Below are 24,324 nucleotides of genomic sequence, written 5' to 3' on the forward strand. Positions count from 1 at the left end.
AGGAAAACATATTACGTAGTTAGGAGCAGGAAAATGGAACGTACTATCGGTATCGATGCTGGAGGCACATTAACGAAAATAGCTTATTTTAACAAAAAAAAGCTATTAACTTTTGAAAAATTTTATTCGCATGAACAACATAAAATAATAGATTGGATTAAAAACAACAATGGCATAAAACAAATATGTATTACGGGTGGTAAATCGAAACTATTACAGCAACTGCTTACAGGTTCATATAAAATAATAGAGCTAAGCGAATTTGAAGCTACTCTTGCAGGTGTCCAATTCATATTAAAAGAAGAACAACATACTATAAACAATTTTATTTTAACCAATATCGGTACAGGTACTTCTATCCATTACGTTTATAATGAACAATATATTCGCGCTGGTGGAACCGGAGTTGGCGGTGGGACTATTATGGGACTCTCAAAATTGTTAACAAATATAGATCATTTTGAAGATATAATACCTCTAACAAAAGTAGGATCTAGAAAAGAGCTAGATATTACGGTTGGAGATATTTATGGTGTTATTCTTTCCCCTATCGATAATAACTTAACTGCTAGTAACTTCGGAAAAGCAGCCATTACAGAATCAAATAATAGTAGCTCCGATATACTAGCTACTGTACAAGGACTTGTCGGTGAAGTCGTTACTGCATTAAGCCTTCAATTCGCTGAAACAAAAAACATTGAACATATTATTTATATTGGTTCGACTTTATGTAATAACGTACAACTTCAACATATTATTAGTAGCTACACCGAATATCAAAATAAAACACCAATCTTTTTACAAGATGGTGGTAATAGCGGTGCAATTGGTGCATTACTTCATGCTACGAAATAAAAAGCTGACTTTTGTCAGCTTTTTAGAAATGGCACTTCAAATTCAATAATTGATTCCCCGTTCTCTCCAATTCGCTCCACGCTTATTCTATCAATCACACAATTTAACTTCCCATGAAAACTAGGAATCTCCTTCACTACTTCAGCAGCTAATTCGGCACTTTCTTTTCTTCCGACTGTTACATGCGGGATGTACGGAATGTCTTCTTTCAAAAATTGTAATAAAGGTCCTGTATATAGAATATTATGTAGTTCCTCTATTTGTTCTTTCCCCTTTTCAACTCGTAAAAACAAATATTCTCTTTCACTTGTAATTTGATTCGTAAATTCAATTTCTATATTCTGTATCGGTTTTGATACATTTATAATATGTAATTTCAGCTCATCATTTGAAATCGAACTTTCAAATGGGAATACAATTGTAATATGCGGTGAAATTAATCCAAATAAAGGATCATGTTTTTGCCTAATGTCCTCGATTTCGCTAATGAACATGTTGTTTAGAAAAAGTAAAATTGTACGCATTTTTATCCCCTCAACTTTTCCTTATTATAATATGTATCATATTCTATGACAGCCTGCCCTTCAACAACTTGTTTTGCTTACCTGTAAAAATAAAAAAACTTCTCAAATGAGAAGTTTTCATATAGCATGATTATTATTTTCCCGCCAAACTTTTCTAAACTTTATATAACAGGCAATTCTCCAAGGAAAAATATACGATACTGCAACAACATAAAATAATAAACCTATTGTTTGCTGATCTAAGTCAACAATATATTTTCTTGAACCGTATCTCAAAACGACAAGTGCAATAAAAGTAATTAAAAAAGCTGCACTTTTTTTCGTATAAATATTCCCATCATCTCTTCGTTCATAATTTGTTAATACTATAAGCGGTACAGCAAAAAGTACACCAATGAATACCGCTATAATTACTTGTAATATAGCTGGATGTACGGGACCTAAAAACCATACAATACCTGGTGTTAAAAATAGTAATGGCCATAAAATACGTTTTCCCGATCCCTTTATTGGCTTATGCATGGAGCGATAACGACGCCAAAATATCAGTAGTGCAATGCATAAAAAGACGGTTATTAGTGAGGACGTGTCTCCCATATATTTTCCTTCTCCCTAAAAGAATAATCTATCACTATTTTAAACTGTTCGTTCAAATAATACTTTACGAATAAATATACTACTAGTTATGATATAAAGAATTGTTAATCCAATTGAAATAACAATAAAATAAGGGATATCTATTAAAGATACATCATTTGTAAATAACAATCCTTTTATCCCTACTTCTCCATACAGCACACTATTTGTTGAAAGGAAAAGCGACCCACCAATCATGAGACCAAACCATTGAAATCTTTGCTTAAAAATTACTACTACTTGAAAGAAACATGATATCGTAACATAAAATAAAAATTGTAAAATAAACTGTTGTATTAATTGCTCTCCAAAGTTAACATTTACTAAGTTATATTTTATATCTTGTAAAAACAGTATTTGAAGGAATGAAAACAATGCGGATTGCAACACAATATAACAAATCGCTCCGATAAAATATTGTATTCTCGTTATACCAAATGAAACTGCTAAACGAAATAAATCATCTTGAACAATGAAAACACTCCCTACTATAAAAATCATAATTGCAATTGAAGGATTATTGATAATTTCGGGTAAATAACCAACTTTCGCTTCATTTAAATGAGCAGCATATAAAGCTCCTTTTATTAATAAAGCTACAATCCAAAATATTAAAATTGCTTTATAATGAAAATTTATATGTAACCTCAATTGTTTCATTAACATCGTCATTCCACTTCACCACCAGTCATGTGAATAAATAGTTTTTGTAATGTAATTCTATCAATTACTAAACCTTCTTTTTCAAGAGAGTAACAATCTTCATTAGAAAGCCCTTCCCATATAACAGCAATACCTTTATTCCCATAAATTTCTTTATTTATAACTTTTTTATTAATCAAGAACTCCTCCACTTTACCTTTTTGCCCTGAAATAATATGACCTTGTTGCAATAAATCTTCCACTGTTGATTGAACAACCAGTGCACCTTCTTTTATGATAATTACTTCTTCAATAACATGGGTTACTTCTTCTACCAGATGTGTTGATAATATAATTGTTCTGGGATACTCCCCGTAATCTTCTAGTAGTAAACTATAAAATAACTCACGATGTGCTGCGTCTAATCCTGTAGTTGGTTCATCAAAAATAGTAATTGTCGCTCTGCTTGCTAACCCTTTAATAATTCCTACAACTGTTTGCATGCCATGAGATAGTTTATGGTATTTCTCTGTTATATTAAGCTGAAATTTACCCGCAAGTTCTTCAGCAAACTTCTGATCCCAATTTTTATAAAACATGTTACATATCTTAAAAATTTCTTTTACGCTATAACTTAAATGAGACTCTTCTTTTACTCTAACGAAACAAATATTTTGCATCGCTTTACTATTTTCAAAAACATCTTCACCAAATATTGATACACTTCCACTACTTGAAGTAATTTGTCCTGCTAGTAAATTTAATAAAGTCGTTTTCCCTGCTCCGTTCCTTCCAAGCAAACCATATATTTTATTCTCTTCCAATGAAATCGTTACTTCATTTACAGCTATTTTCTTTTTATACTTTTTCGTTACATCTTTCGTTTCAAGTGCAATCATCCCTCTTTCCCCTCCTTCGTAATCTTTTGAATCATATCCATCAATTCATCTTTTGATATTTCTAGTACTTTCGCTTCTTCCCACACTTTAGGTAAATATTCAGTCATAAAAGTATTTTGTCTTTTTTTTAGTACAACTTCTTTTGCTCCTTTTGCAACAAACATCCCGATCCCTCTCTTTTTATATAAAATCCCCTCATCCACTAATACATTCACCCCTTTAGCTGCGGTAGCCGGATTTATTTGTAACATCTTCGCAAATTGATTTGTCGATGGAACTTGTTCTTCTTCAAGCAATATGTCTTTTAAAATATCAGATTCAATCGTTTCTGCAATTTGTATGTATATTAATTTATTTTGTTCTAGAGTCGGCTTCACATTTTCACCACCTTAGGTTCATAGGTTCATTACTTATGTAATTAACCATATCACATAGAATTATTTTTTTCCATAAATTTCTTTTACAAAAAAGAGAGTCATTCAATTAAGAATGTCTCTCTTTCTAAAAATTCGAAGTTTCAACTCTTGTTCTCAAATTCTTTTCATTTATACCATTTTGACAAAAATTAAACTGTTGTCCCTCAATACATTTTGTACGATCTACTACTTGCCCTAAATGATAGCTTGTATGCTCAACCAAATGTAATAGACTTTGAAGATCAATATGCCTTTTTTCTTCCCAGACCTGTATATATGCTTTTCCCCACTCATCAAATATTTCTTCAACAGTTTTTAACAAAGCTTCAGAGCTTATTTGTTTCACTGGAAAATATTCTTCAATTCCATTTTCAAAAACTATATTTGGATCCTTATAACGCCTTGTATTTCTCTGTAAATGTTCACAAATATGTAGTACGATTCCACCAATTGAATTAACAGAGGTCTCTTGTTTCCACAAATCTTCTTCACTAACGAGCCTAATTGCCTGTACTAACTTAGGTAAATAATGATCCTGCATTCTATGATAAGAAATTTTGTATACTAACTCCATCTTCTCCCCTCCATTATTTCAACTGGTTCACTTGATATTTAGCGAATAAAGATTTCCGAAAATCTTTATCTTCCACAAGCATTTTAATTTTTTCTTCATTGCCGTTAAAGAACTTTATAACTTTATTTTTATCCCATATATCTTTTTCTTTTGGAAAATCATCGAATATCCTATGCAAAATTGATAACATTTCTTCCCTCGTTATCTTAAAATTTTTATTCTCTACCTGAAACTCATAACTTTTTGCATTTGGCACTAAAATCACTAAATATATAGCATTAAAGAGAAAATTCTTCTTCATCGTATCTTTCTCATCAAACCAATACGTCTCAATCATTTCTTCTGTAAGAGCTCCACTCTCTTTTGCACCATATTTCACTTTTATATTTTCATTTTCTAAACTTATACTTTGAACTGTTCCACCACCAGGTAAATGATTAATAATTGCAACCACATCTGAATTATTACCAACGTATGTCCCAGTATATTTCTTAAAATCATCTGACCTAACATCATATATATCTTTTATTCTTTCCCCGTTAGAACAAGCCGTAATGAATAAAAAAATTGTTAGCATAACGATTATGTTATGATGCATATATTTCATTTAGCATCCCCCATTTTTATCGATATTTCGTTAATTACAATATTTACTTTCAAATCCCTTTTTAAATATACGCATTTTAATCAAAATTAAAAATTTTCATTTTTTATGTTTACAATTATCCATTAATTGTATATACTTACTAACGTAAGAAAAAAATTCTAAAAGGAGGTCGAAGGAAATGATGAAATTACAATTACATGCATTAACTTTAGCGTTAACTGCACCTGTGTTTTCTGGACAATTAAATATGAATTCGACCACCCTAATGGAGAATTGAAAATCGTAATTTATTTCATTTAATTCATAAATTCGCCACAGGAGGTCGTATACTTTCCTGTGGCTTTTTCACGCCCAGCCATAGGAGAACTGTATCTTCCTGTGGTTTTTTTGCGCGATTTTTTAGTCTCTTACATTATTTTTCTAAGAAAGGAGCAACATTCAATGACTATTAGCGTATTGTTTTTAAGTATTACGATTCAAAGAAATACAATTTCCAAAGATGAAATTCTTCATAATGAGCAAATTGAAAAAGCTATGAATGATGTTAAGGAGCGCCAAGCACTTTACTGTGATCACCTGTAATTCCTTTTTGAAAGGAGGAATTCATTTATGACTTTTCATATTTTCTTTTTTACGACTATGCTTCAAAAACATACTTTATCTGAAACTGAAATCAATCGTAAACAACAGTTAAAACAACTGACTGATAAAATAACTGACATTAAAAGTTCATACTACACTCAAATGTATTAAAAATATATTTTAAAGGGGTCATATATTCATGAAATTTAAAGCATTCTTTTTAACCATCACCATTCAAAAACGTAAGCTTTCACAGAAAGAGATTTTACGTGAACAACACATCCAAAGCATTATGGACGAAGTAAAAGAGCGCCAATCTTCTTATTACACTCGTCTTTTCTAAATCACTTATAAAGGGGTAATTATTTTATGAAATTTAAAGTATTCTTTTTAACCATTACCATTCAAAAAAATAAATTTTCCGAGTCTGAAATGCTTCATGAGCGACAAATTAATCAGGCTATGGATTCTGTAAAAGAAAGACAAAGTCATTACTGTAGTCACCTATAATTTCTTATTACACTCGTTTTTTCTAAATCATTTATAAAGGGGCAATTATTTTATGAAATTTAAAGTATTCTTTTTAACCATTACCATTCAAAAAAATAAATTTTCTGAGTCTGAAATGCTTCATGAACGACAAATTAATCAGGCTATGAATTCTGTAAAAGAAAGACAAAGTCATTACTGTAGTCATCTGTAATTCCAATTCGAAAGGAGGAATTCACATATGAAGTTTCACCTTTTCTTTTTAACGATTACGATTCAAAAAGAAACAATATCTCAAAATGAATTAAAACAAGAAAGACAATATAAACAAGTTATTGATGAAATTCGAGATCGTAGAAGCAAGTACTACACTCACCTTTAATCGTTTAACTATATAGAATTGAAAGGAGTCGATTATGATGTTGATAGCACGCTGTAAGGAAATGATTTGGATAGTTCAGAGGGATTCCACATAGTTTTATAGAGCTTATATCACACAAGTTTATCACTGAATTTGATGTATAAAAAATATATAATAAAATCAAATCAACCCACTTTTAATTATTTATTTATAAACAAAAGATACACCACTTAAAAAGCGGTGTATCTTCCTCAGTTTTTACTATTTTCGGTTACTTCTCTTCGTCTTAAACAATCTCACTAAGTTCGAAACAACTGTTTTTGTTACTGCATAAACTGGTACTGCTAAAATCATTCCGATAATTCCCGCAAAGTTACCTACCCCTAAAATTAAAATAATAATTGTTAGTGGATGAATATTTAATTTCGAGCTCATAATACGTGGTGAAATAATATTACTTTCAAACTGTTGTACAATTGTTACGATAATAATTACGTATAAGGCTTGCATCGGAGATACGAACAGTCCTACAATAACAGCTGGTGCTGCCCCGATAAATGGACCTAAGTTAGGAATGATGTTTGTAAATGCTGCGATAATTCCTAAAACGAAAGCGTACGGTAAATCAATAATTAAATAACCCATAAAAGTAAACGCACCTACAAATATACAAACGAGCGCTTGCCCTTGAATATATGCAGATAATGTTTCGTTCGTTTCCTTAATGATACGAAGCCCCTCTTCACGGTAAGATTCTGGTAATAAACTTACCGCTTTTCCTGGAAAGGCATGTCCATCTTTAAACATGTAAAATAAAATGAACGGTACAGTAAATACAACTAATGCAACGTTCGTGATAATACCAAATAAAGCCGTTGCACTCGACGTAATTGTATTTGGTATATCTTTTAAGTATTCAATCGCATTTTTTTCAATTGTTTCAATGGAAACGTAGTTTTGTGTAGATAACCATTCAAACAACCTATGATGTGATAATTCTTGTATGTATACTTTTCCCTCTTTTATGTAGCCTGGCATATTTTTTACTAAGTCCATTAGCTGTTGTGAAATCGTAGGAACAACTACTCCAACGCCAACCGCAGTTAATGTTATGATAAAAAGATATAACAGCAATATCGCTAAATTTCTAGGTACTTTTTTATTCTCCAAAAAGATTAATACAGGATTAAATATGAAGTATAAAAAAAGCGCGATTAAGATTGGGAAAAATAATGTTGATATGAAGATACCAATCGGTTGAAATAAAAATGATATTTTTGTGCAAATAAATATGATTCCTACAACCATTAGCACTTCTAATGTCCAAAAGTGCACTTTTGATTTCAAAAAAACGGCCTCCTTTAAACTAGCACTTCTCTTCATTGTACCAAAATAAGTATGAATTTCACATAATATTTTCCTTTACAATATTCCAAAATACCGATAAATACACTACAATGAGATTACATACAAATTTGCAGGTAAAGGTGATAAAAATGACACAATGCATCATATGCAGAAAAGATACGAAAGAACTTAGTGAACAATATGTCATTCCAGAAATATTATGTGGATATTATTTCACAAACTCAATTTGTGATACTTGTCATGAACAAATGACAACAAATATTGATCGTCCTTTAATTAGGCATAAATTGAGTCAATTTAAGATTGAACAAATGAAAAGACAAATTGATTCCCCACTCTATACGAATGAGCACGGTGAGGAACTTGCGGCTGCTGAGACTGATGTTGTCGAAGTAAGCGACGAAATTCTTTATTCTAATGCATTAATTATGAAACTATGTAAAAAGCACGATATTTCCTTACATAATGAAATTTGGAAAGAGGAACGTGTAACGAAAGTAGCGAGTTCTATTCAACGGGAATTACTATTAGATAACCGTAAATATAAAATGAGTATATTAAAAATGGCTTATACATTCGCTGTACAAGCAGTTGATGGCTACTTTGAAGATCAAGATGCGATTGATATTTCTACCATTCTCTCAAATGCAGATTTCGTGGAACTAAAAGAAAAAAGTATTGTACGTGATTTAAGCAAAAGTTCTTTATGGAATACGTTAAATACAAGTAGTGAAAATCATTACTTTATTTTACTTAGCGATAAAGACGGTCTGTTTTGCTTCATTCGTTTGTTTGACATCTTTGATGTTGTCGTTCATTTATCAGAAAAAAGATTTGACCTTCCATCACCCATTGTCGGTGTAAATAATGTGAATACACAGAAATTTTATGTCCAAAGTTTAAAACAGTATATGGATGGGCTGTTCAAAGAAAAAGCACCTACTATATAATAGATACCAGAACATACGGTCTCCTTTCTTGATGAAAAGACACTGTGTTATAATGAGTATGAAAAGAACAATACAATCACATAAACCAATTATAAATTGTATATAAATAAAAAAGACTAGTGTGCGGCTACACACTAGTCCACGTAACTTAGCAGATTGGATTGTTCATTTATCCTATTTGTTTCTTACAAACAAAACAACCCACATTCTATAGGCATAGGTGGGTTGTTATTTTTTGAGCTTGTCTATTAAAACGACGACGAACGTTAACAATGCAACGAGAAACAGTCCACCCTGCAGTAGCAACGCTATTTCACTCACGTATTATCACCCCCCTCCTACTCGGAGAAGTGATAATTGAACAACCAACCGCACCTTAAGTTACCCTTTGATTTTACCATATTTTCTAATAATTTACGATGAAAACCCGCAAGCGAATAACTTGCGGATTTTTTATACCCTATTAACAGGCAGTAAACAAAATGAAGCAATAAATAAGTGAAACTTTATTTCTCACTATTTTTTTAATGCATATGCATCAGCAATCATTTCACCAACAATTTTATTTTCTTCTTTCTTCTTGTCTTTCAATAATGGGAATAACAATTCTGCCACTTCATACGCTTCTTCTAAATGCGGATATCCTGATAAAACAAACGTATCAATTCCTAACGATTCATATTCTTTTATCCTTTCTGCTACTGTATGCGGATCGCCTACAAGTGCAGTACCTGCCCCACCTCTTACAAGTCCGATACCAGCCCATAAATTAGGGCTTATCTCTAACGACTCTCTCGTACCTTTATTTAAATGTGTCATCCGTTTTTGACCAACCGAATCATATCTTGCAAATGTCTTTTGAGCAAGCTCAATTGTTTCATTATCCACATATTGAATTAAACGTTCGGCCTCTTCCCATGCTTCTTCTTCTGTCTCTCTTACAATTACGTGTAATCTAATGCCAAATCGGACTGTACGCCCCTTCTCTTCTGCAAGTTTTCTTACTTCTTCTACTTTTTCTTTTACTTGCTCTGGCGGCTCTCCCCACGTTAAATATACATTACTATGTTCAGCTGCTACTTCTTTTCCAGCAGCTGATGATCCTCCGAAATATATAGGAGGATATGGCGTTTGAACTGGTGGGAATACAACTTTACTATCTGTAACTTGAATATGTTTTCCTTCTAAAGAGATCGTTTCACCTTGCAATGTCGATTTCCAAACTTTTAAAAATTCATCCGCTGCTTCATACCTTTCATCATGATCAAGATATAATCCATCTCCTTGTAGTTCAACTGGATCTCCTCCAGCTACTACATTAATAAGCAGTCTCCCATCTGAAATTCTATCAAATGTAGATGCCATCCTCGCTGCAACTGTAGGGGACATTAGTCCTGGTCTCACTGCTACTAAAAATTTTAATTTTTCTGTTTCAGCAGCAAGAGCTGAAGCTAACACCCAAGGGTCTTCACATCCTTGACCAGTTGGAAGTAAAACACCCGTATATCCTAAATAATCAGCTGCCGCAGCAACTTGCTTATAATAACCATATTCAGCTGCTCTTCCTCGTTTTGTCGTTCCTAAATATCGACCATCTCCATAAGCCGGAATAAACCATAATAATTCCATGCCTTTACACACCCCTTATTTATTTTGAATCGTATACTAACACATTCTATATAAATTACCCCTAATAATTTATATGTTAATTCCCAGTCTCACCTTTAAAATTATCTCGCCATCTTAAAAACTTCGCTTCTAGTAAACGTACTAGAGAGTCAGAAAACTTCCCAACAAATGCAAAGATAATTATGCCGACAAATACGATATCTGTATTTGAAAATTGCCTTGCATCCATAATCATATAACCAATACCTTCTGTAGATCCCATAAGTTCTGCTACTACTAAACTCACCCATGCAACACCTAACGATAACCTTGCTCCTAGTAAAAGGTTAGGCAATGCAGATGGTAAAATGAGTTTCGTAATTAGTTTTCTTTTGCTAAACTCTAACACTCTCGCTACATCAAATAACTTTGAATCCACACCTCTAATACCTAAAAATGCGTTTACGTATAAAGGAAAAAATGCACCATCTGCAATTAATAACACTTTCGATGTTTCACCAAAACCGAACCATAATACGAAAAGTGGCGCAACAGCTAGATGAGGTACAGTTCTTAACATTTGCACAGATGGATCTAAATATTGCTCACTTCTCGTTGAAAATCCAACAATCGTTCCTAAAATGATTCCTAAGCCCCCACCAATAAAGAAACCAGCCGCAGCCCTGAATACACTAATACTTAAATGGCCGAATAACTCTCCTGTTTTAATAAGCTCTTGGAAAGCTAAAAAAATATCTAATGGTGTTGGTAAAACTGTTTTAGAAACAAGGCCGAATACGCCAGCTAACTGCCAAATTATTAATATAATAACCGGTATAGTAATTGCCCTTACTAAAACTTTTACATTTAACTTTCGCACATTCTTAACTCTGTTTTTCTCAATCGTTATACTCGCTGGTTTCATAACAGCTTTCGTATTTTCCACTTTACAAAACCTCTTTTCACTTCGCTTTCAATGCTTTTTCTACGAAAGAATTATCTACAACTTTTTCCGCCTTAGTTTCTTTCTTTATAGAACCGAGCTTATATTGAAAATCCGCTGTCTTTTGTTGTTCTGCTATTATTTCCTTCGTTACCGGAACTAAAATTGGTTTGTCGTGATTAAACACTTCTTTTACGATCTCCGCATCTATCTTTTTTACAGAAGTATATACTTTTATTGCTTCATCTAAGTTAGCATCTTGCCATACACGTGCTTTCTCATAAACTTTGAGGAATTTCTCAACTAATTCTGGATGTTCTTTCGCAAATTTTGTTCTCGTAATTAAAAATTCTGGTGAAGAGACATTTAATGTTTCACCGTCTGCAATCACCTTCGCACCTTTATTTAACGTATGTAATGATATGAAAGGGTCCCAAATCGCCCATGCATCTACTGATCCTGATTCAAATGCAGGCTGCGCTTCATCTGGTTGTAATTGAATGACATTTACCTCTTTTGCATCAATCCCTTCTTTATCAAGTGCTCGATACAATAAATTAAAGGCACTACTTCCTTTTGCTACTGCAATTTTTTTACCTTTTAACTCTTTTACACTCGCAATCTTGCTATCTTTTTGAACGAGAATTCCAGTTCCTTTTCTCGCATAACTTGTATTGGCGATTTCGGTAAATCCAATACCTGCTGCTTGCGCTGAAATGACTGGAGAATTCCCTACTTCACCAAAGTCTAATCGGTTTGATGCGATTGCTTCAAAATAAGGAGGTCCACTTTGGAACTCTGTCCATTTCACTTTAACTCCTTCTTTTTTAAACTCCTCTTCAAACCACCCCTTTTTCTTTGCTAGTAATAGCGGGCTTAACCCTTGCTGTATACCAATTTGTATTGTTACATCTTCTTTCTTACTACTTGCTGTACTTTTTTCACATCCTAATAAACATACTGATATAGCTAAAGCAAAAGAAAGAATTTTAAATTTTTTATACATATAAAATCACTCTTTTCCTATATACTTGTTTGAATCAACCCTCCATATTCAAACTGCTGTAATACTTTCGTTCGAAGTTGTTGGAACGATTGAGAAGTTTTATTTCGCGGATAAGGCAAATTATTTTCAATCACTTTATGTATTTTCCCTGGTTTTGCACTCATAATGATGATTCGGTTTGAAAGATATATCGCTTCGTCTATATCATGTGTAACGAATATCATTGTTGTTTTCTTCTGCTCCCAAATATTTAGCAATACTTCTTGTAAATGACTTCGAGTAAAAGCATCCAGCGCTCCAAAAGGTTCATCAAGTAATAATACATTTGGATCTCTTAATAACGCTCTCGCTATCGCAACACGTTGTGACATCCCGCCTGAAATTTCTTTCGGATACGATTTTTCAAAGCCATCTAACCGAACGATTTCAACCCATTCTCTCACCTTATCTTTCACATACTTATCTTTTAACGACAAATCTGCCGCTATATTTTCTTCAACTGTTAACCATGGAAAAAGCCTATGTTCTTGAAAAATAAAACCTTGTTTCTTGCTCGTTTTTAAGATAGGCTCCCCGTCAATAACAACTTCACCTTCAAAATCATTATCTAGACCTGCAACAATTTTTAGTAATGTACTTTTTCCGCACCCACTCGGACCAATTACTGTAACAAAATCCCCTTCCTCTAATTGAAAATTAATATTCTCTAGCACTTGAACCGTACCAGTTTGTTTCAAAAAATATTTTGATACCCCATCAATTGAAACAGTCATTTCTTCCCCCCCTTAAAATGATTCATATAAATGAACAGATTCAGTATTTGTGCAATAAAAAAACCAAAGGCATTTTATCTGTTGATAAAATGCCTTTGGTTTCTCCAATCAGCAATACGTTATGGAATTAAGTACATATTATACAAATATTTCCAATAAGTCAACTGGGTTTTATTAAAACATACATATGATTTGTTTGAACATTTTACTTTTGTTTATTTAAACGACGTTTACTTACTATTTTTTCTGATCTTTAATCCACTGTAACCAATAAGAAAACTCACACGCTAAATGCATTTGATGGGATTTAATTAGACTATTAGGACAAAGGGCTGGGAACTCAACAACTAGACTTACTTCTATCCCTGTATCAGTATCTTTAAATTGATGTCGAACTCCACCAATAGTAGTACCATCTTTCATACGTGCAACACCTGTTGATTGGTATTGATAAGATTTATCTCTCGGTGTTTTCAATCCGGTTTCGTCACCAAAAACAATGAAAAATTGAACTGGAAACGGAGAATTACCAGTAGTTTCGATAACCTCTAATTCATTTTCCCCAAAGGGTCTTAGTACATAGTGATCAGGACAAGCAGATAAATTCACTTTGTTATTTTCACGTGATTGTTCAAGCATCAAACTATCAATTCCATGTATGGCTTCTTCTGCTGTAATCCCATCTAAATAAATACTAGTTTTTGAAAATTTTCGTCTATCGCCAGATAAAAGAGTACAGATACGCATACCTATTGCACTTAATCTAAGTTTTGATTTCAACTTTTCGTACATTTCATTGTATGTATATCGCAACTTTATTTCCGTTAGCTGTTTTATCATGACGTCTGTATCATTTATTTCAGGCTCTTTATGTCCTAATATATATAATACTTTTTTTATCCGTTCTCTTTTCCATTTTATAAGTTGCTCTTGTGAGATATTATTTCCATCGATAATAATTTTCATAAACTTTCTCCTTCCTTTTGATTGTATCGTAGTGTAGTTAATACTAAATTAACCATTTCATGTTTTGTATCTAGATTCAACTTTACTTCTGAATGAGCAATACTGCTAAGACCGTATAGAATAAACCCAGAAGCTAATAATGAGTTATCAGTATAAAAAACCCCTATGTTTACTCCCTCTTCAATTACTTGTCTAATTAACGGTTGCATACGTGCGAATAATTTCTGTTCCAGTTGAAAATGTTGTTCCGTCTGAAACGAACTCACATTTTTATAGGGTGCTAACTTTTCAATAAATGTCCAAAATATATCTAGTGAATCTTTCATCTTTTGCATGACAGACCGTTCATTTGAAACAAGTATTTCTTCAATTAACTCCATATTTTTCACAATACAGTCATTTAAAACTTCATCAACAAAATTCTCTTTAGACTTGAAGTAATAATAAAATAAGCCCGTTGCTACACCTGCATGATTCACAACATCTTTTATGCCAAATCCTTTCATACCATTTTTCATATATAGTTCAAAACCAATATCCATTAACTCTTGGCGTCTTACATCTGGTTCTTTTGATATTCTTTTCATACGTCATCTCCTACAATGTTTTCACCACGACTGAATCTGATTCAATCATAAACGACTGAACTTGATTCAGTCAATATTATTTCATAAATTTAAAATCGATTTAATAACTAAGCGACGAAATTTCTACAAAAAAAGAGTAATCTCAAGAGATATGCTACTAACCTTAGATTGATCAAAAAAGTTAGATCATATAACTTGAGACTACTCATTTCCATTCAAAATATTTATGTAATTAAATTTTATTTCCTCCGCACCCTGGCTGTCTCCAAAACTATTGGTGGAAGCTCTTTTTGAATGATTTCTTTTAATTCATAAAGAGCTTTCTTCACATAACCACCTTCGAAATTTCCTAATGGTTCTGGTAATTCATCCTCATCCAATATGAAATATTCTCCATTTGGAAGTACCATAATATCGATGATTAAATCTTCAAAGGAAACCACTTCATCTTTTATTTGTGTGTTTTTTACGATATTAAAATAGGAACCTAAATACTTTCCTTTTATATCTCTCCATACGTATAAATTGTACGGACGATCTCTCCAGTAATATGCGATTGTATAACTCCCTTTTGGGATTGTTAACTTAGTATCATTTGCAGTCATTGTAAATGAATACTGCACCTCGTGAAATAAAACGATACTTTGTGATTGCTTTTCAAGTAATAAGCAATTGTGATCTACTATTGTTGAGTTATACCGGATTTTTCTTTCTATAATTTCAATTTTCGATGTAAGTAACTTATTCATTATTTTGTTTCCCCTTATGCTAGTTCTATCCTCAATTATATCTATTTATGTAGTGATAAAGAAGTGTATAGTTTTTTATATAATGATTTATACAAGTACATAATAAAAACTCCTTCTTATTTAGAAAGAGTTTTTCACTATCCATGTTTCATATTTTTTCACTTCTAACGGAAACTCATTTGTTTTCATGCAACTAACAGTACTATTACTCATGTTTTAACTTTTCCTTAACCGCATCATAAAATTTTCGTTCTTCATCAACATTTAAGTAAACACGACTTACTGTTTTAGAAAAGCCGTATAACAACTGCGCTTTCACTGACTCTTTTAATGTTATTTCAAAAGTAGCAGGTTCTTTTATGAACTCCATAACAGTTGCATCCAATACCTGTCTCCCTTCTTTTGCCGTTAGCAATTCACCCTTGTAGAACGCAATATTATCAATTTGTGTAAATGGCATAACAATTTTCTTTCCTAATCCGATTTGAATGATTACTTGTTCTTCTGTTACGACAAGTGGATTTTTGCGCATCGCTTGTATTTCAGCTATAAAATAAATCATCGCGTATACATTTAAAATAAGTAAAATCCATGCTATTACTGGATTCCACTGATGTAGTAAATAATGAAAACCAATGCTTTCAATTGCTGTTGCATGAATAATCATGATATACACACCTATAGCACCAGTCTTTTTATGATATGAGTATACAGATTTACCTGTTGGTACTTTTTCACGCCACGATAAAAACGCATAATAGATTAACTTACACTCTGTTAGAATGACATCTATTAACTTACCTCTTTTCATAGTAGCGTCAAACGCTGCATCAATTGCATAAGAAAAGGAATAATTTTCTCTTCTATATTCTTTATATTTTTTTATTATTTTAGGAAGCACTCTAACAATTTTATAGAGAAGGAATAATTCTAGACCTACAAATGCAATTTCAGCCGCAACAATAATATAAGAGATGAATGAAAAAGCTTGTAAATAATCACTTGGAATAATAAATCTTGCAAAAATATAACCAGCTATTACAACAGGAACTATATATGTTAACGAGTATCTTTTTCGAATAATGAAGAAATACGTGATGATTGGAATGACAAACATGCAATCTAATAATGACCCAAGCACAACTTCTTTCGGCGCAACTGGTACAATTGGAAGGGCATACAATAAATAGTTTGATAGCATAATTAAAGAGACGAGTCCAATCCAAATACCTTTTCGCCTTCGTGATAGTGTATTCATACGTTCACTCCTTTATTTAAAAACCTCATTTAAATGGTCTTTATAAAATGAAATGGCACGTTCAAATTCTTTTACTTCCTCTACTTTCACGACAGTTTCAAGTAATAATTTCATCGCTGATTCGTGATCGTTTACGTTATATTTTGCTAATGATAAAAATACTTTCATCGGAGCGTTCTCTGGAAATTTTTTCACCCCAGCTTCTAATACTGTAATTGCCTTTTCATATTCCCCTATACAACGATATGTACTTCCTAAACCAATATAAGCACCGCAAAGCGATTCGCCATCAAGTCCATTTGCGATTGCCTGCTCATAATACGGAACTGCTTCTGTTTCTAGCCCCATTACATCATGTATCCACGCACACTGATACAGTACTTCTGCATCCTTTGTAAAGTTTGTTAATCCTATAAGCATCTCTTTAGACTGCGCATATTTCTTTTCATTTCTAAGTTTAATAGCTTGCTTTAATAAATGTTCCATAGAATCCACTCCTCACCAATTATTCTGTGTATAGCTCTTGATTGGTATACGCTTCACATTCGTGTAAAAGTAAAATTCCCACCAATTAAAGTTTCGCTTACTTATTACTATGCGGATTCATTCTCATCTAAAAACTTAATTTTAAAAAGCAGTGACACGATTACATAATACCTCTAAGCTTTTGACAATTTCTTTCGCTGTTTCATCTTTCCCATTACACAACTTCCCTTTACCATCCTGTCCAATTACATAATGCACAGCCCCGCGCGAATATAAAGAATGTGGTGAATTCGCAATCATTACATTCGCCCTTGCTTCTTTCATTCTATTTTTTGCTCTTTCAAACAGTTCTTCTTCATTTAAATCACTTTCAAGTTTAAAACCAACAAGTACTGTTTCTGGGTCCCATTCTTTTATTTGTTTTAATACCTTTGGAGCCTTTTGAAAGTGAATAATCGGTGCTATATCACTTGAAATTTTTCCGTTCATATTAAGAACATTACCATCTTGATCACAAATTTTCTCTACAATCCAATCTGATCCAGCCGCTGCCATAATGACTGCATCAACCTTTTCATGTGATATGATACTTTTCATTTTATCTTGTAAATCAACGATTCCTTCAAATGGATGTAATTCTAACCCTCTATGTACATCACTCGGTTTCTCCGCAAAATAACCGTGTAAATATATAACATGTGCCCCTTTAGCTAGAAGTTCTTCTGCGATTATCCTTCCGATTGTACCTTTGGCCATATTCGTATGCCCGCGTACTTGATCCCATTTTTCTAGACAACCACCGCTCGTAATTAATACCTTTTTCCCCTTCATTGTAACCATCCCTTACTAATTTTTCTTACGAAACCATTCTGTTCCAAAGTCAACTATATCACGCTGTTTCATTAGACGACACGTTGCATTTCCTATCTTCCCATTTTTTACAGTTCCTTTCCGCTCAAACTCCACACCAATTTCTACAAACTTCTCAGATTCGTAATCCATTTCAACAAACTCTTTCCACACTCTTTCACCGTTTTCTATAATAGGTGCTCCTACTTGTATTAACTCACATGCACCAGAACGCACCTCGGATAAATGAACAGACGTATTGGAATCATATCCAACACCAATTAATAATACGTACCCGTCTAAATCATATATTTTTCTTAATGGAGATTCTTCTCCAAAGCTCATTGATAACGAATGGTTCATTGTTATTTCTACTGCATGTTTTCCCCATGCAGCAAAACTTCCTAACGGATGATTACTACGTACTACATTCGGATATGTACGAAAACATTCAACTATTTCACCCATTCCCCTTGTTGGGGTTATACGTGAATCAAATGCTGGGACGTTATCTCGGATAATTTGCCACCAGTCTTCCGGTACAGGTGGTCTTGACCAATGTTTCGGATCGGACAAATCCGAAGATTGCGTTGGCATTATTATCGTTCCTTCTTCCGTAACAACTTTCATTAATGCTTCTACTACAGCAACGGCACCACCAGATATCCACCCGATAGAACTTAGTGATGAATGAACGATAATTGTCATTCCTTTTTCGACTCCTAATGCTTTTAAATCTTTTGTTATTGTTTCGATTGTATTTGGAAATTGTGTACTTGCTACTATTTCATTCATTTTCATATTGGTTCCCCCACTAGCCACGTAAATTTAAACTTTTATATAAATATATTATCATATTTTTCTTAATTTTTAACTTAATCATATTCATTACTACAAAAATATGTATATTATTATACTGAAGCCTCAAAACTCTATTAAAATCGTAGATAATGATGAGCGAGAGTTTTTTTGAAATGAAGAAAAATGTAAATCCTATTTTTTCTAACTATACTCCATATGCATATTTTATACTATTTTTCCATGTAACAATGAAGTCATTCTATCCCTGGATATTTTTCTCCTAAACTTTTAACTTGAAAACCAATTCTTTTATAAAATTCTACCGCCCCATCGTCTGTCTCCGCTTCTATATAAGTCAATTGATATATCCTTACCACTTCTTTAATCATTTGCAGTGCAATTCCTTTTTGACGATAATCTGGAGCCACTGCTATATGACATATGCGTGCTTTAGTTTCTCCGATTATTTCAATACCTAGACAAGCTTTTTCTTCATATTTGTACAAAGTCCCTTTATTACTTTGATAAAATATTACTGCCTTCTTTAAGCTTATTTCATTTGGACCGACGGCATATTGTAGCACATTTAATATTGAATCTTTCTCAATTTGTTTAACACACTGTAAATTCATACTTTCATCCCTTTCTATGAAAAAAGACTAGCTCTTAATAAAAAGAGCTAATCTCATTACGCCGTTATTTTTTCTTCTTTTTTTACAACGACAGCCACATAACTATGAAGTATCATTCCAATAATAACGAGACTCATACCAATCCAAGATAATGATGATGGGATTGGTGCAGATAACCAGATCAACTCTCCTACTAGCGCAAATAAAACTTCACCAGACTGCGTCGCTTCCACTGTTGCTAATTTTTGCGGATCATCTTTCACAAGATCTGTTGCAAAGAAAAATAATACTGTCGCGATTAACCCAGAGCTAACTGCTACAATAAAACATTGAAAAACTTGGCTACTTGACGGTAATCCGCCTGTTGATACTTCGTAACCAGATAATAAAAACCAAAATGGTAAACTTGCTAATGTCATACCGAGTACTCGCTGAAATACATCTAATTCCCCTTTACAAACTTGCATCATTTTTCTATTTCCAAGAGGATACGCAAATGCTGCAATAAGTACAGGAACTACACATAAAACGGTTTCACGAATACCTAATGAAGAAGCATGTTCTACTTGCATGAGAACGACACCAAATAAAATAATGCCCGACATTACTAATTCCTTCATCGGAAGTTTTTTATGTAGTGGATCCACCGCAAAAAATGGTGTTAACAAAATCCCTGCAACGATTGTAATTTGCCATGTTGATGCAACGAGCCAACCTGGTCCGAACGCTCCAGCAAAACTAAGCGGTGCATAAAAGAGACCAAATCCAACGATACTCCACACTAACCATTCTATCGGATTGTTTTTCATATATTGAAAGAGTTGCTTTAAGTTCCCTCTATACATAACAATAAGTAATAGCATTGGAACCATAAAATAATACCGTAATGATGCACTCCAAATCCAGCTTCCACCTTCTAAGTCCATTGCCCTGTTCAAAACAAAAGTAAAGGCAAAGAAAAATGATGCCAGTATTCCTATAACAATTGCTTTCATTGTAAAACCCCTTGTATTTAATTTTTTATCTCTATGACCTATATTTTAGTATACGCGATGAAAAATCTACATTCAAACTTACATTTCACTTTAGGATGATGAAGGAATTGTAGTAGATTTACATGGGAATAAAGTGCATTGGTATGAAATCGAAGCCATTACATATCAAAATTTTCAAGGGTCAAAATCTACTTTAATCTCGACCCACTATACTCACCATGAAAATATACGCATCCGCTATAAAAGATGGCTACCAACTATTGCACATTCAATTTACTGGTTTTCTATTGAGAAACCAAAAGATTATCATAAAAATTTAATGATAGCTTGGGAAGAAAAGCGAACGAATAAAAACAAACGCCTCCTTTAATTATTATTTAGGGGCGTTCGTTCATTCAAAAATTAAAGAATATGTAGTTTATATTCTCTGTATAATTTCCTCAATCGACTTATATGAGCTTGATGATACCGATTATGATCTGCTATATGCCATATTCCCCATCTTATTGTCGCAGTTTCGCCTTTTTCATACAAAACTTCCCGCGTTAAATCAGTTTCTGTTAGTTTCATACATTCTTCATAAAACAATTTTTGCACTGCTTCATAATCTTGCATTAACTCTTGCAATGTGTTTTTTCTTAAACTTGGTAATTCTCCTACTTCATTTAATATAGGACCATATTTATTTTCAAATGCTGGCGGAACATCTTCTCCCTTGAAACGATACACCCAATGTAAATCAACAACTGCTAAATGCTGAAGTAACTGCCCAATACTATTTTCATTATTTTCAGACCCTTTATAGGATAGTTCGTTCTCTTCAGTACCTTCGACTAACCTTTGCAATCTATTAAACGTATCAGCAACCGTCGCATACAAAATCGCTACTTGAGGGTCCATTTTTCTTTCTAAATGGAGATCTTTCATACAAAACTTCCTCTCTTAAAAGAACAACACCATATGTTCATCATCACTATACACACCATTCATTTTTATAGCCCTTTTTTCAATTCCGTATGTTTTAAATCCCATTGATTCATATAATCGTTTGGCTGGTTCGTTCGTTGACACAACCCCTAAATTCAATTGCTCTAGCTTCATCTCTTTTGCCCTTTCAATTGCTTTACGTATTAAATCACGTGCAAGACCACTTCTTCGATTTTCAGTATCTACATACATTGCAACGATATGTCCTTTATGCTTATATGCGTCTTTTTCTTCTGTTAATAAAGTAACAACCCCAACTAAACGATTTTCATTATTAAAAGCACCAAATGTAAAACTACTGTTGGATGAAAGATTACTAGCAACTCGTTCAAGAGGGTTTTCTTGACGTACTGCTTCTTCATAAGTCGTTATAAATGCTTCTGGATTTACTTGTAGTGCTTGTAAACGCAACTCCCAATATTTTTTTGCATCCGCTTTTGTAAGTAATCGAATCATTTTATTTTCCCCTTTTTAATTTACATAATATTTTTATAGGTTATTAATTTTTGATTCATACTCTTCTTTTAATATACTGTAACGATAGCGATGAATGAACTTTCCCTGTCTCAATCGATCATTTCTCATTAACCCTTCGCATACAAATCCGGCACTTTCATAACTCTTTTTAGCTTTTGTATTATCTTCATCTACACGTAACCAAATTTTCTCCAATTCAAACTGAGAAAAACCTATTTGTAACATGCTGTTTAGAGCTGCCATTCCAAATCCTTTACCCCAATAGTCTTTATTTCCAATCGCAATTCCTAGTTCAGCATTTTTATTTGTTTTATCAAAATTTTTAAGGTCTACCCATCCAATATGTATACCTGTCTCAGTAACGATTGCCCTTTGTTCATAACCATTTTTTCGGCTTATACAAGCTTCAATCCAGTTTCTCGTATCTCCACGAGTGAACGGAGGATATTGATCTGGTAAAACTAAATGCTTTGTTACATCTCTATCTAATGACCATTGATAGCGATCTTCTACATCATCTAGTGTCAATTCTCTTAATTGAACATATGGTACATCCATTTTTTTCTCCTCTCTTTATTTACCAATAGAAAATCCTTCGAACACTCTTCCACCATACTGTTCTAACGTCTTTTCTATAAAATGAATTAATTCATTTTTCCCTCCCGTTTTATAAAAATGATCAAAAGCGGCTACAAATTTGTTTGCATATTGCTCATCATATCTTTTTAGCACTCTAATAAACCATTTTGAACTCCCAAGCCACTTACCATTTACTCTTAATACATATTCATGTACTAAATCGGCTAATAAATTAGCGATAAACAATTCTTCTTCTCTTTTTGTTGCACCAATAAAGTCATCTAAAGTATCCGTAATAAAATATCGCTTCTGCTTAATCGTTTCTTCGGTCCATTTAGCTGGTCCTTTATGTAGTAAATCATTCGCTTCTTTTTTTAATTTCTCAACAATTTCCTGTTCCCCTTTTAAGGCAATCCCTTCTGAAACTAATTGTGGTAACGACGGCCTCCCTCGATCACAATCCATTTTGAAAAAGGTTTTATATGTTTCGAAATTATGAACAAACACCTCAACAGGCCATCCATTACTATAGAAAGATTCTCTATAGCAAGAAGTTAAACTTTGATCGACTATTACAATGTCAAGGTCAGATGTTTTCGTCGCTTCTCCTCGTGCAACGCTTCCGCCGAGTAAAGCTACATCACAATTCGGAAATTGTAATGTAATTATGTTTTGTGCTGCTTCAATTGGTTTCATAACCGATCCTCTTTTCTTATTTCACTTTCTTTTTTTCAGCTCTTTCTCTCGCTTTTTTTATATAGCTTTCTGCATCTGGTGTTTTACATGATGTTGCACCATGATCAACCTCTATTTTTCCAATTTCACTTGCAATTTCAATCGCTTGTCGCTCTAAGTCTTCATTACGAATTCCTATTGCGATTAAAGCACTATTCATCGCTTCTTTTTTTCTATTTTTTTCATTATGTATATTTTCTTTAATCTCTTCTAAGTACGGAGAGAAGAAATCATCATGTAACGTTTTATTTTTAATCGCTATATTTGCTAATAAAGACCAGCCAGCTCTTCCAATCCATTCATCATTAGACTTTATCCACTCTTCCATTCTTTCTATTGCAATTGGCGAAGTACATATAGATGTCATCAGAACATCCATTAAACAGTAATAATCAACATCCTGAATCCAACTATTAAGCTGTTCTGTCGTTATTTTTTTCGGGTCTAAAATATAAGTTGCTAATGTCATTGCGTCCATATTTTTCGTTTCCCACAATTCAACTGCTAAATCGTGATCTTTTTTTATCTTCTTTTTTAACAATTTTAAATTCGCAAAACTAACTCCAAATAACGGCTCTTTCGCTCCGTGGTTTTTATACGTTTTTCGATTTTGTTCTGTTCCATATTCCTCTAGTTGCTGCATTACTTCCTCAAGTAACATATACCCACCTCTTTATCTTTTATGTTAACTGTATATATGTATGTACGATATATTCTACATTACTTTTTGTTTTTCCTATATTTATTTTTAAAATACGGTATGTGAAATTTTTAAACATTGCACAGCTATACCATCAAAAAACTGTACATGTTAATCATACAGTTTTTTGATGGTATCAATTTTGCGTAGAATAAGATATAAACTACGAAAGAACTTTTAATAAGATGTGTATTTCCAACATGTTTAGAAAACGCTTCAAAATGGTTTACTATCATACTTTTATACCTCCTTCATAAATTATGTTTACTACATTTGTTCTTAGCCAAAAT

At 32.9% G+C, this 24,324-nt stretch carries 35 protein-coding genes; 8 read left to right on the forward strand and 27 right to left on the reverse strand.

From position 1 onward, the window contains the following. Window positions 1-33: 33 nt before the first annotated feature. Window positions 34-855: a type II pantothenate kinase gene (coaW, locus tag ACUN13_RS16595; RefSeq protein WP_000442503.1), complete on the forward strand. Its 822-nt coding sequence runs from the start codon at window positions 34-36 to the stop codon at window positions 853-855. Window positions 856-869: 14 nt separating this feature from the next. On the opposite strand, the gene ACUN13_RS16600 is transcribed toward coaW, so the two are convergent. The 7 genes from ACUN13_RS16600 to ACUN13_RS16630 form a co-directional block, all read right to left on the reverse strand. Then, window positions 870-1,379 (reverse strand): 2'-5' RNA ligase family protein, encoded by a 510-nt coding sequence (locus tag ACUN13_RS16600; RefSeq protein WP_001259199.1) that lies wholly within the window; start codon window positions 1,377-1,379, stop codon window positions 870-872. Between the two features lie 117 nt (window positions 1,380-1,496). Then, window positions 1,497-1,976, reverse strand: a complete 480-nt coding sequence (locus ACUN13_RS16605) for a CcdC family protein (RefSeq protein WP_000502965.1) — start codon at window positions 1,974-1,976, stop codon at window positions 1,497-1,499. 39 nt (window positions 1,977-2,015) lie between these two features. Further along, entirely contained in the window at window positions 2,016-2,687 is a 672-nt protein-coding gene (locus ACUN13_RS16610; RefSeq protein WP_445423881.1) for a DUF4052 domain-containing protein, read from the reverse strand. Continuing rightward, window positions 2,684-3,556 carry an ABC transporter ATP-binding protein gene (locus ACUN13_RS16615; protein WP_000560923.1) on the reverse strand — a complete coding sequence of 291 codons (873 nt, stop codon included), beginning with the start codon at window positions 3,554-3,556 and terminating at the stop codon, window positions 2,684-2,686. The genes ACUN13_RS16610 and ACUN13_RS16615 overlap by 4 nt, the downstream gene beginning before the upstream one ends. Beyond that, on the reverse strand, window positions 3,553-3,933 hold the full coding sequence (locus ACUN13_RS16620) for a GntR family transcriptional regulator (protein ID WP_000805185.1): 381 nt from the start codon (window positions 3,931-3,933) through the stop codon (window positions 3,553-3,555). Before ACUN13_RS16620 ends, ACUN13_RS16615 begins: the two co-directional genes overlap by 4 nt. A gap of 124 nt (window positions 3,934-4,057) precedes the next feature. Beyond that, complete coding sequence (locus ACUN13_RS16625) at window positions 4,058-4,546, reverse strand: DinB family protein (protein ID WP_000424643.1); 489 nt, start codon at window positions 4,544-4,546, stop codon at window positions 4,058-4,060. Between the two features lie 13 nt (window positions 4,547-4,559). Further along, the gene (locus tag ACUN13_RS16630) at window positions 4,560-5,153 is read right to left on the reverse strand and encodes a DUF4825 domain-containing protein (protein ID WP_088345558.1); all 594 of its coding nucleotides are present in this window, start codon (window positions 5,151-5,153) and stop codon (window positions 4,560-4,562) included. A gap of 441 nt (window positions 5,154-5,594) precedes the next feature. On the opposite strand from ACUN13_RS16630, the gene ACUN13_RS16635 reads away from it, so the two are divergent. The 6 genes from ACUN13_RS16635 to ACUN13_RS16660 are packed head-to-tail and all read left to right on the forward strand — an operon-like array spanning window position 5,595 to window position 6,606. Beyond that, complete coding sequence (locus tag ACUN13_RS16635; RefSeq protein ID WP_000156193.1) at window positions 5,595-5,735, forward strand: YrzI family small protein; 141 nt, start codon at window positions 5,595-5,597, stop codon at window positions 5,733-5,735. 27 nt (window positions 5,736-5,762) lie between these two features. Further along, on the forward strand, window positions 5,763-5,906 hold the full coding sequence (locus tag ACUN13_RS16640; protein ID WP_000142710.1) for a YrzI family small protein: 144 nt from the start codon (window positions 5,763-5,765) through the stop codon (window positions 5,904-5,906). Between the two features lie 28 nt (window positions 5,907-5,934). Then, a complete protein-coding gene (locus ACUN13_RS16645; protein ID WP_000668965.1) occupies window positions 5,935-6,078 on the forward strand; it encodes a YrzI family small protein in 144 nt (47 codons plus the stop codon). Between the two features lie 26 nt (window positions 6,079-6,104). Continuing rightward, window positions 6,105-6,245, forward strand: a complete 141-nt coding sequence (locus tag ACUN13_RS16650) for a YrzI family small protein (RefSeq protein WP_000669805.1) — start codon at window positions 6,105-6,107, stop codon at window positions 6,243-6,245. A 52-nt stretch (window positions 6,246-6,297) separates the two neighbouring features. Further along, window positions 6,298-6,438, forward strand: coding sequence for a YrzI family small protein (locus tag ACUN13_RS16655; RefSeq protein ID WP_000669806.1), 141 nt, complete (start codon window positions 6,298-6,300; stop codon window positions 6,436-6,438). A 27-nt stretch (window positions 6,439-6,465) separates the two neighbouring features. Next, on the forward strand, window positions 6,466-6,606 hold the full coding sequence (locus ACUN13_RS16660; protein WP_000668497.1) for a YrzI family small protein: 141 nt from the start codon (window positions 6,466-6,468) through the stop codon (window positions 6,604-6,606). Between the two features lie 240 nt (window positions 6,607-6,846). Here the strand turns inward: ACUN13_RS16660 and ACUN13_RS16665 are convergent, their stop codons facing one another. After that, window positions 6,847-7,932 carry an AI-2E family transporter gene (locus ACUN13_RS16665; protein WP_409532132.1) on the reverse strand — a complete coding sequence of 362 codons (1,086 nt, stop codon included), beginning with the start codon at window positions 7,930-7,932 and terminating at the stop codon, window positions 6,847-6,849. Window positions 7,933-8,081: 149 nt separating this feature from the next. Here ACUN13_RS16665 and ACUN13_RS16670 point away from each other — a divergent pair, with 149 nt between their 5' ends. Continuing rightward, window positions 8,082-8,903: an HNH endonuclease gene (locus ACUN13_RS16670; protein ID WP_000189709.1), complete on the forward strand. Its 822-nt coding sequence runs from the start codon at window positions 8,082-8,084 to the stop codon at window positions 8,901-8,903. Window positions 8,904-9,131: 228 nt separating this feature from the next. Here the strand turns inward: ACUN13_RS16670 and ACUN13_RS16675 are convergent, their stop codons facing one another. The 19 genes from ACUN13_RS16675 to ACUN13_RS16765 all read right to left on the reverse strand — a co-directional run bounded on the left by ACUN13_RS16675 (window position 9,132) and on the right by ACUN13_RS16765 (window position 23,995). Next, complete coding sequence (locus ACUN13_RS16675; RefSeq protein WP_001289320.1) at window positions 9,132-9,224, reverse strand: putative holin-like toxin; 93 nt, start codon at window positions 9,222-9,224, stop codon at window positions 9,132-9,134. Between the two features lie 195 nt (window positions 9,225-9,419). Then, window positions 9,420-10,532 (reverse strand): FMNH2-dependent alkanesulfonate monooxygenase, encoded by a 1,113-nt coding sequence (gene ssuD, locus ACUN13_RS16680; protein WP_000422246.1) that lies wholly within the window; start codon window positions 10,530-10,532, stop codon window positions 9,420-9,422. A gap of 76 nt (window positions 10,533-10,608) precedes the next feature. After that, window positions 10,609-11,457 carry an ABC transporter permease gene (locus ACUN13_RS16685; RefSeq protein ID WP_000432128.1) on the reverse strand — a complete coding sequence of 283 codons (849 nt, stop codon included), beginning with the start codon at window positions 11,455-11,457 and terminating at the stop codon, window positions 10,609-10,611. Between the two features lie 16 nt (window positions 11,458-11,473). Beyond that, window positions 11,474-12,460 carry an aliphatic sulfonate ABC transporter substrate-binding protein gene (locus ACUN13_RS16690; RefSeq protein ID WP_060852027.1) on the reverse strand — a complete coding sequence of 329 codons (987 nt, stop codon included), beginning with the start codon at window positions 12,458-12,460 and terminating at the stop codon, window positions 11,474-11,476. Window positions 12,461-12,477: 17 nt separating this feature from the next. Beyond that, window positions 12,478-13,233 (reverse strand): ABC transporter ATP-binding protein, encoded by a 756-nt coding sequence (locus tag ACUN13_RS16695; RefSeq protein WP_000218576.1) that lies wholly within the window; start codon window positions 13,231-13,233, stop codon window positions 12,478-12,480. 237 nt (window positions 13,234-13,470) lie between these two features. Next, the gene (locus tag ACUN13_RS16700) at window positions 13,471-14,199 is read right to left on the reverse strand and encodes a hypothetical protein (RefSeq protein WP_000691330.1); all 729 of its coding nucleotides are present in this window, start codon (window positions 14,197-14,199) and stop codon (window positions 13,471-13,473) included. Next, complete coding sequence (locus ACUN13_RS16705; protein ID WP_000822621.1) at window positions 14,196-14,786, reverse strand: TetR/AcrR family transcriptional regulator; 591 nt, start codon at window positions 14,784-14,786, stop codon at window positions 14,196-14,198. Before ACUN13_RS16705 ends, ACUN13_RS16700 begins: the two co-directional genes overlap by 4 nt. 239 nt (window positions 14,787-15,025) lie before the next feature. Then, window positions 15,026-15,535: a DUF402 domain-containing protein gene (locus ACUN13_RS16710; RefSeq protein ID WP_001037883.1), complete on the reverse strand. Its 510-nt coding sequence runs from the start codon at window positions 15,533-15,535 to the stop codon at window positions 15,026-15,028. A gap of 205 nt (window positions 15,536-15,740) precedes the next feature. Continuing rightward, window positions 15,741-16,793 carry a hypothetical protein gene (locus tag ACUN13_RS16715; protein ID WP_445423882.1) on the reverse strand — a complete coding sequence of 351 codons (1,053 nt, stop codon included), beginning with the start codon at window positions 16,791-16,793 and terminating at the stop codon, window positions 15,741-15,743. A 12-nt stretch (window positions 16,794-16,805) separates the two neighbouring features. Beyond that, complete coding sequence (locus tag ACUN13_RS16720) at window positions 16,806-17,279, reverse strand: tetratricopeptide repeat protein (protein ID WP_000400636.1); 474 nt, start codon at window positions 17,277-17,279, stop codon at window positions 16,806-16,808. Between the two features lie 141 nt (window positions 17,280-17,420). Continuing rightward, window positions 17,421-18,110 carry a phosphopantothenoylcysteine decarboxylase domain-containing protein gene (locus ACUN13_RS16725; protein ID WP_000676726.1) on the reverse strand — a complete coding sequence of 230 codons (690 nt, stop codon included), beginning with the start codon at window positions 18,108-18,110 and terminating at the stop codon, window positions 17,421-17,423. Between the two features lie 15 nt (window positions 18,111-18,125). Next, window positions 18,126-18,929, reverse strand: a complete 804-nt coding sequence (locus ACUN13_RS16730; RefSeq protein WP_000783346.1) for an aminoglycoside N(3)-acetyltransferase — start codon at window positions 18,927-18,929, stop codon at window positions 18,126-18,128. A gap of 254 nt (window positions 18,930-19,183) precedes the next feature. Continuing rightward, entirely contained in the window at window positions 19,184-19,561 is a 378-nt protein-coding gene (locus tag ACUN13_RS16735) for a GNAT family N-acetyltransferase (protein ID WP_409532135.1), read from the reverse strand. Window positions 19,562-19,617: 56 nt separating this feature from the next. Then, complete coding sequence (locus ACUN13_RS16740) at window positions 19,618-20,556, reverse strand: DMT family transporter (protein WP_409532137.1); 939 nt, start codon at window positions 20,554-20,556, stop codon at window positions 19,618-19,620. A gap of 402 nt (window positions 20,557-20,958) precedes the next feature. After that, window positions 20,959-21,483 (reverse strand): DinB family protein, encoded by a 525-nt coding sequence (locus ACUN13_RS16745; protein ID WP_088345552.1) that lies wholly within the window; start codon window positions 21,481-21,483, stop codon window positions 20,959-20,961. Window positions 21,484-21,498: 15 nt separating this feature from the next. Continuing rightward, window positions 21,499-21,999 (reverse strand): GNAT family N-acetyltransferase, encoded by a 501-nt coding sequence (locus tag ACUN13_RS16750; protein ID WP_000620314.1) that lies wholly within the window; start codon window positions 21,997-21,999, stop codon window positions 21,499-21,501. A gap of 33 nt (window positions 22,000-22,032) precedes the next feature. After that, a complete protein-coding gene (locus ACUN13_RS16755; RefSeq protein WP_409532138.1) occupies window positions 22,033-22,578 on the reverse strand; it encodes a GNAT family N-acetyltransferase in 546 nt (181 codons plus the stop codon). Window positions 22,579-22,593: 15 nt separating this feature from the next. After that, window positions 22,594-23,295 carry a nucleotidyltransferase domain-containing protein gene (locus ACUN13_RS16760; protein WP_000802424.1) on the reverse strand — a complete coding sequence of 234 codons (702 nt, stop codon included), beginning with the start codon at window positions 23,293-23,295 and terminating at the stop codon, window positions 22,594-22,596. A 16-nt stretch (window positions 23,296-23,311) separates the two neighbouring features. Continuing rightward, a complete protein-coding gene (locus tag ACUN13_RS16765) occupies window positions 23,312-23,995 on the reverse strand; it encodes a DNA alkylation repair protein (RefSeq protein ID WP_000923448.1) in 684 nt (227 codons plus the stop codon). Window positions 23,996-24,324 lie beyond the last annotated feature (329 nt).

The organism is Bacillus cereus group sp. Bce041 (assembly GCF_052646455.1).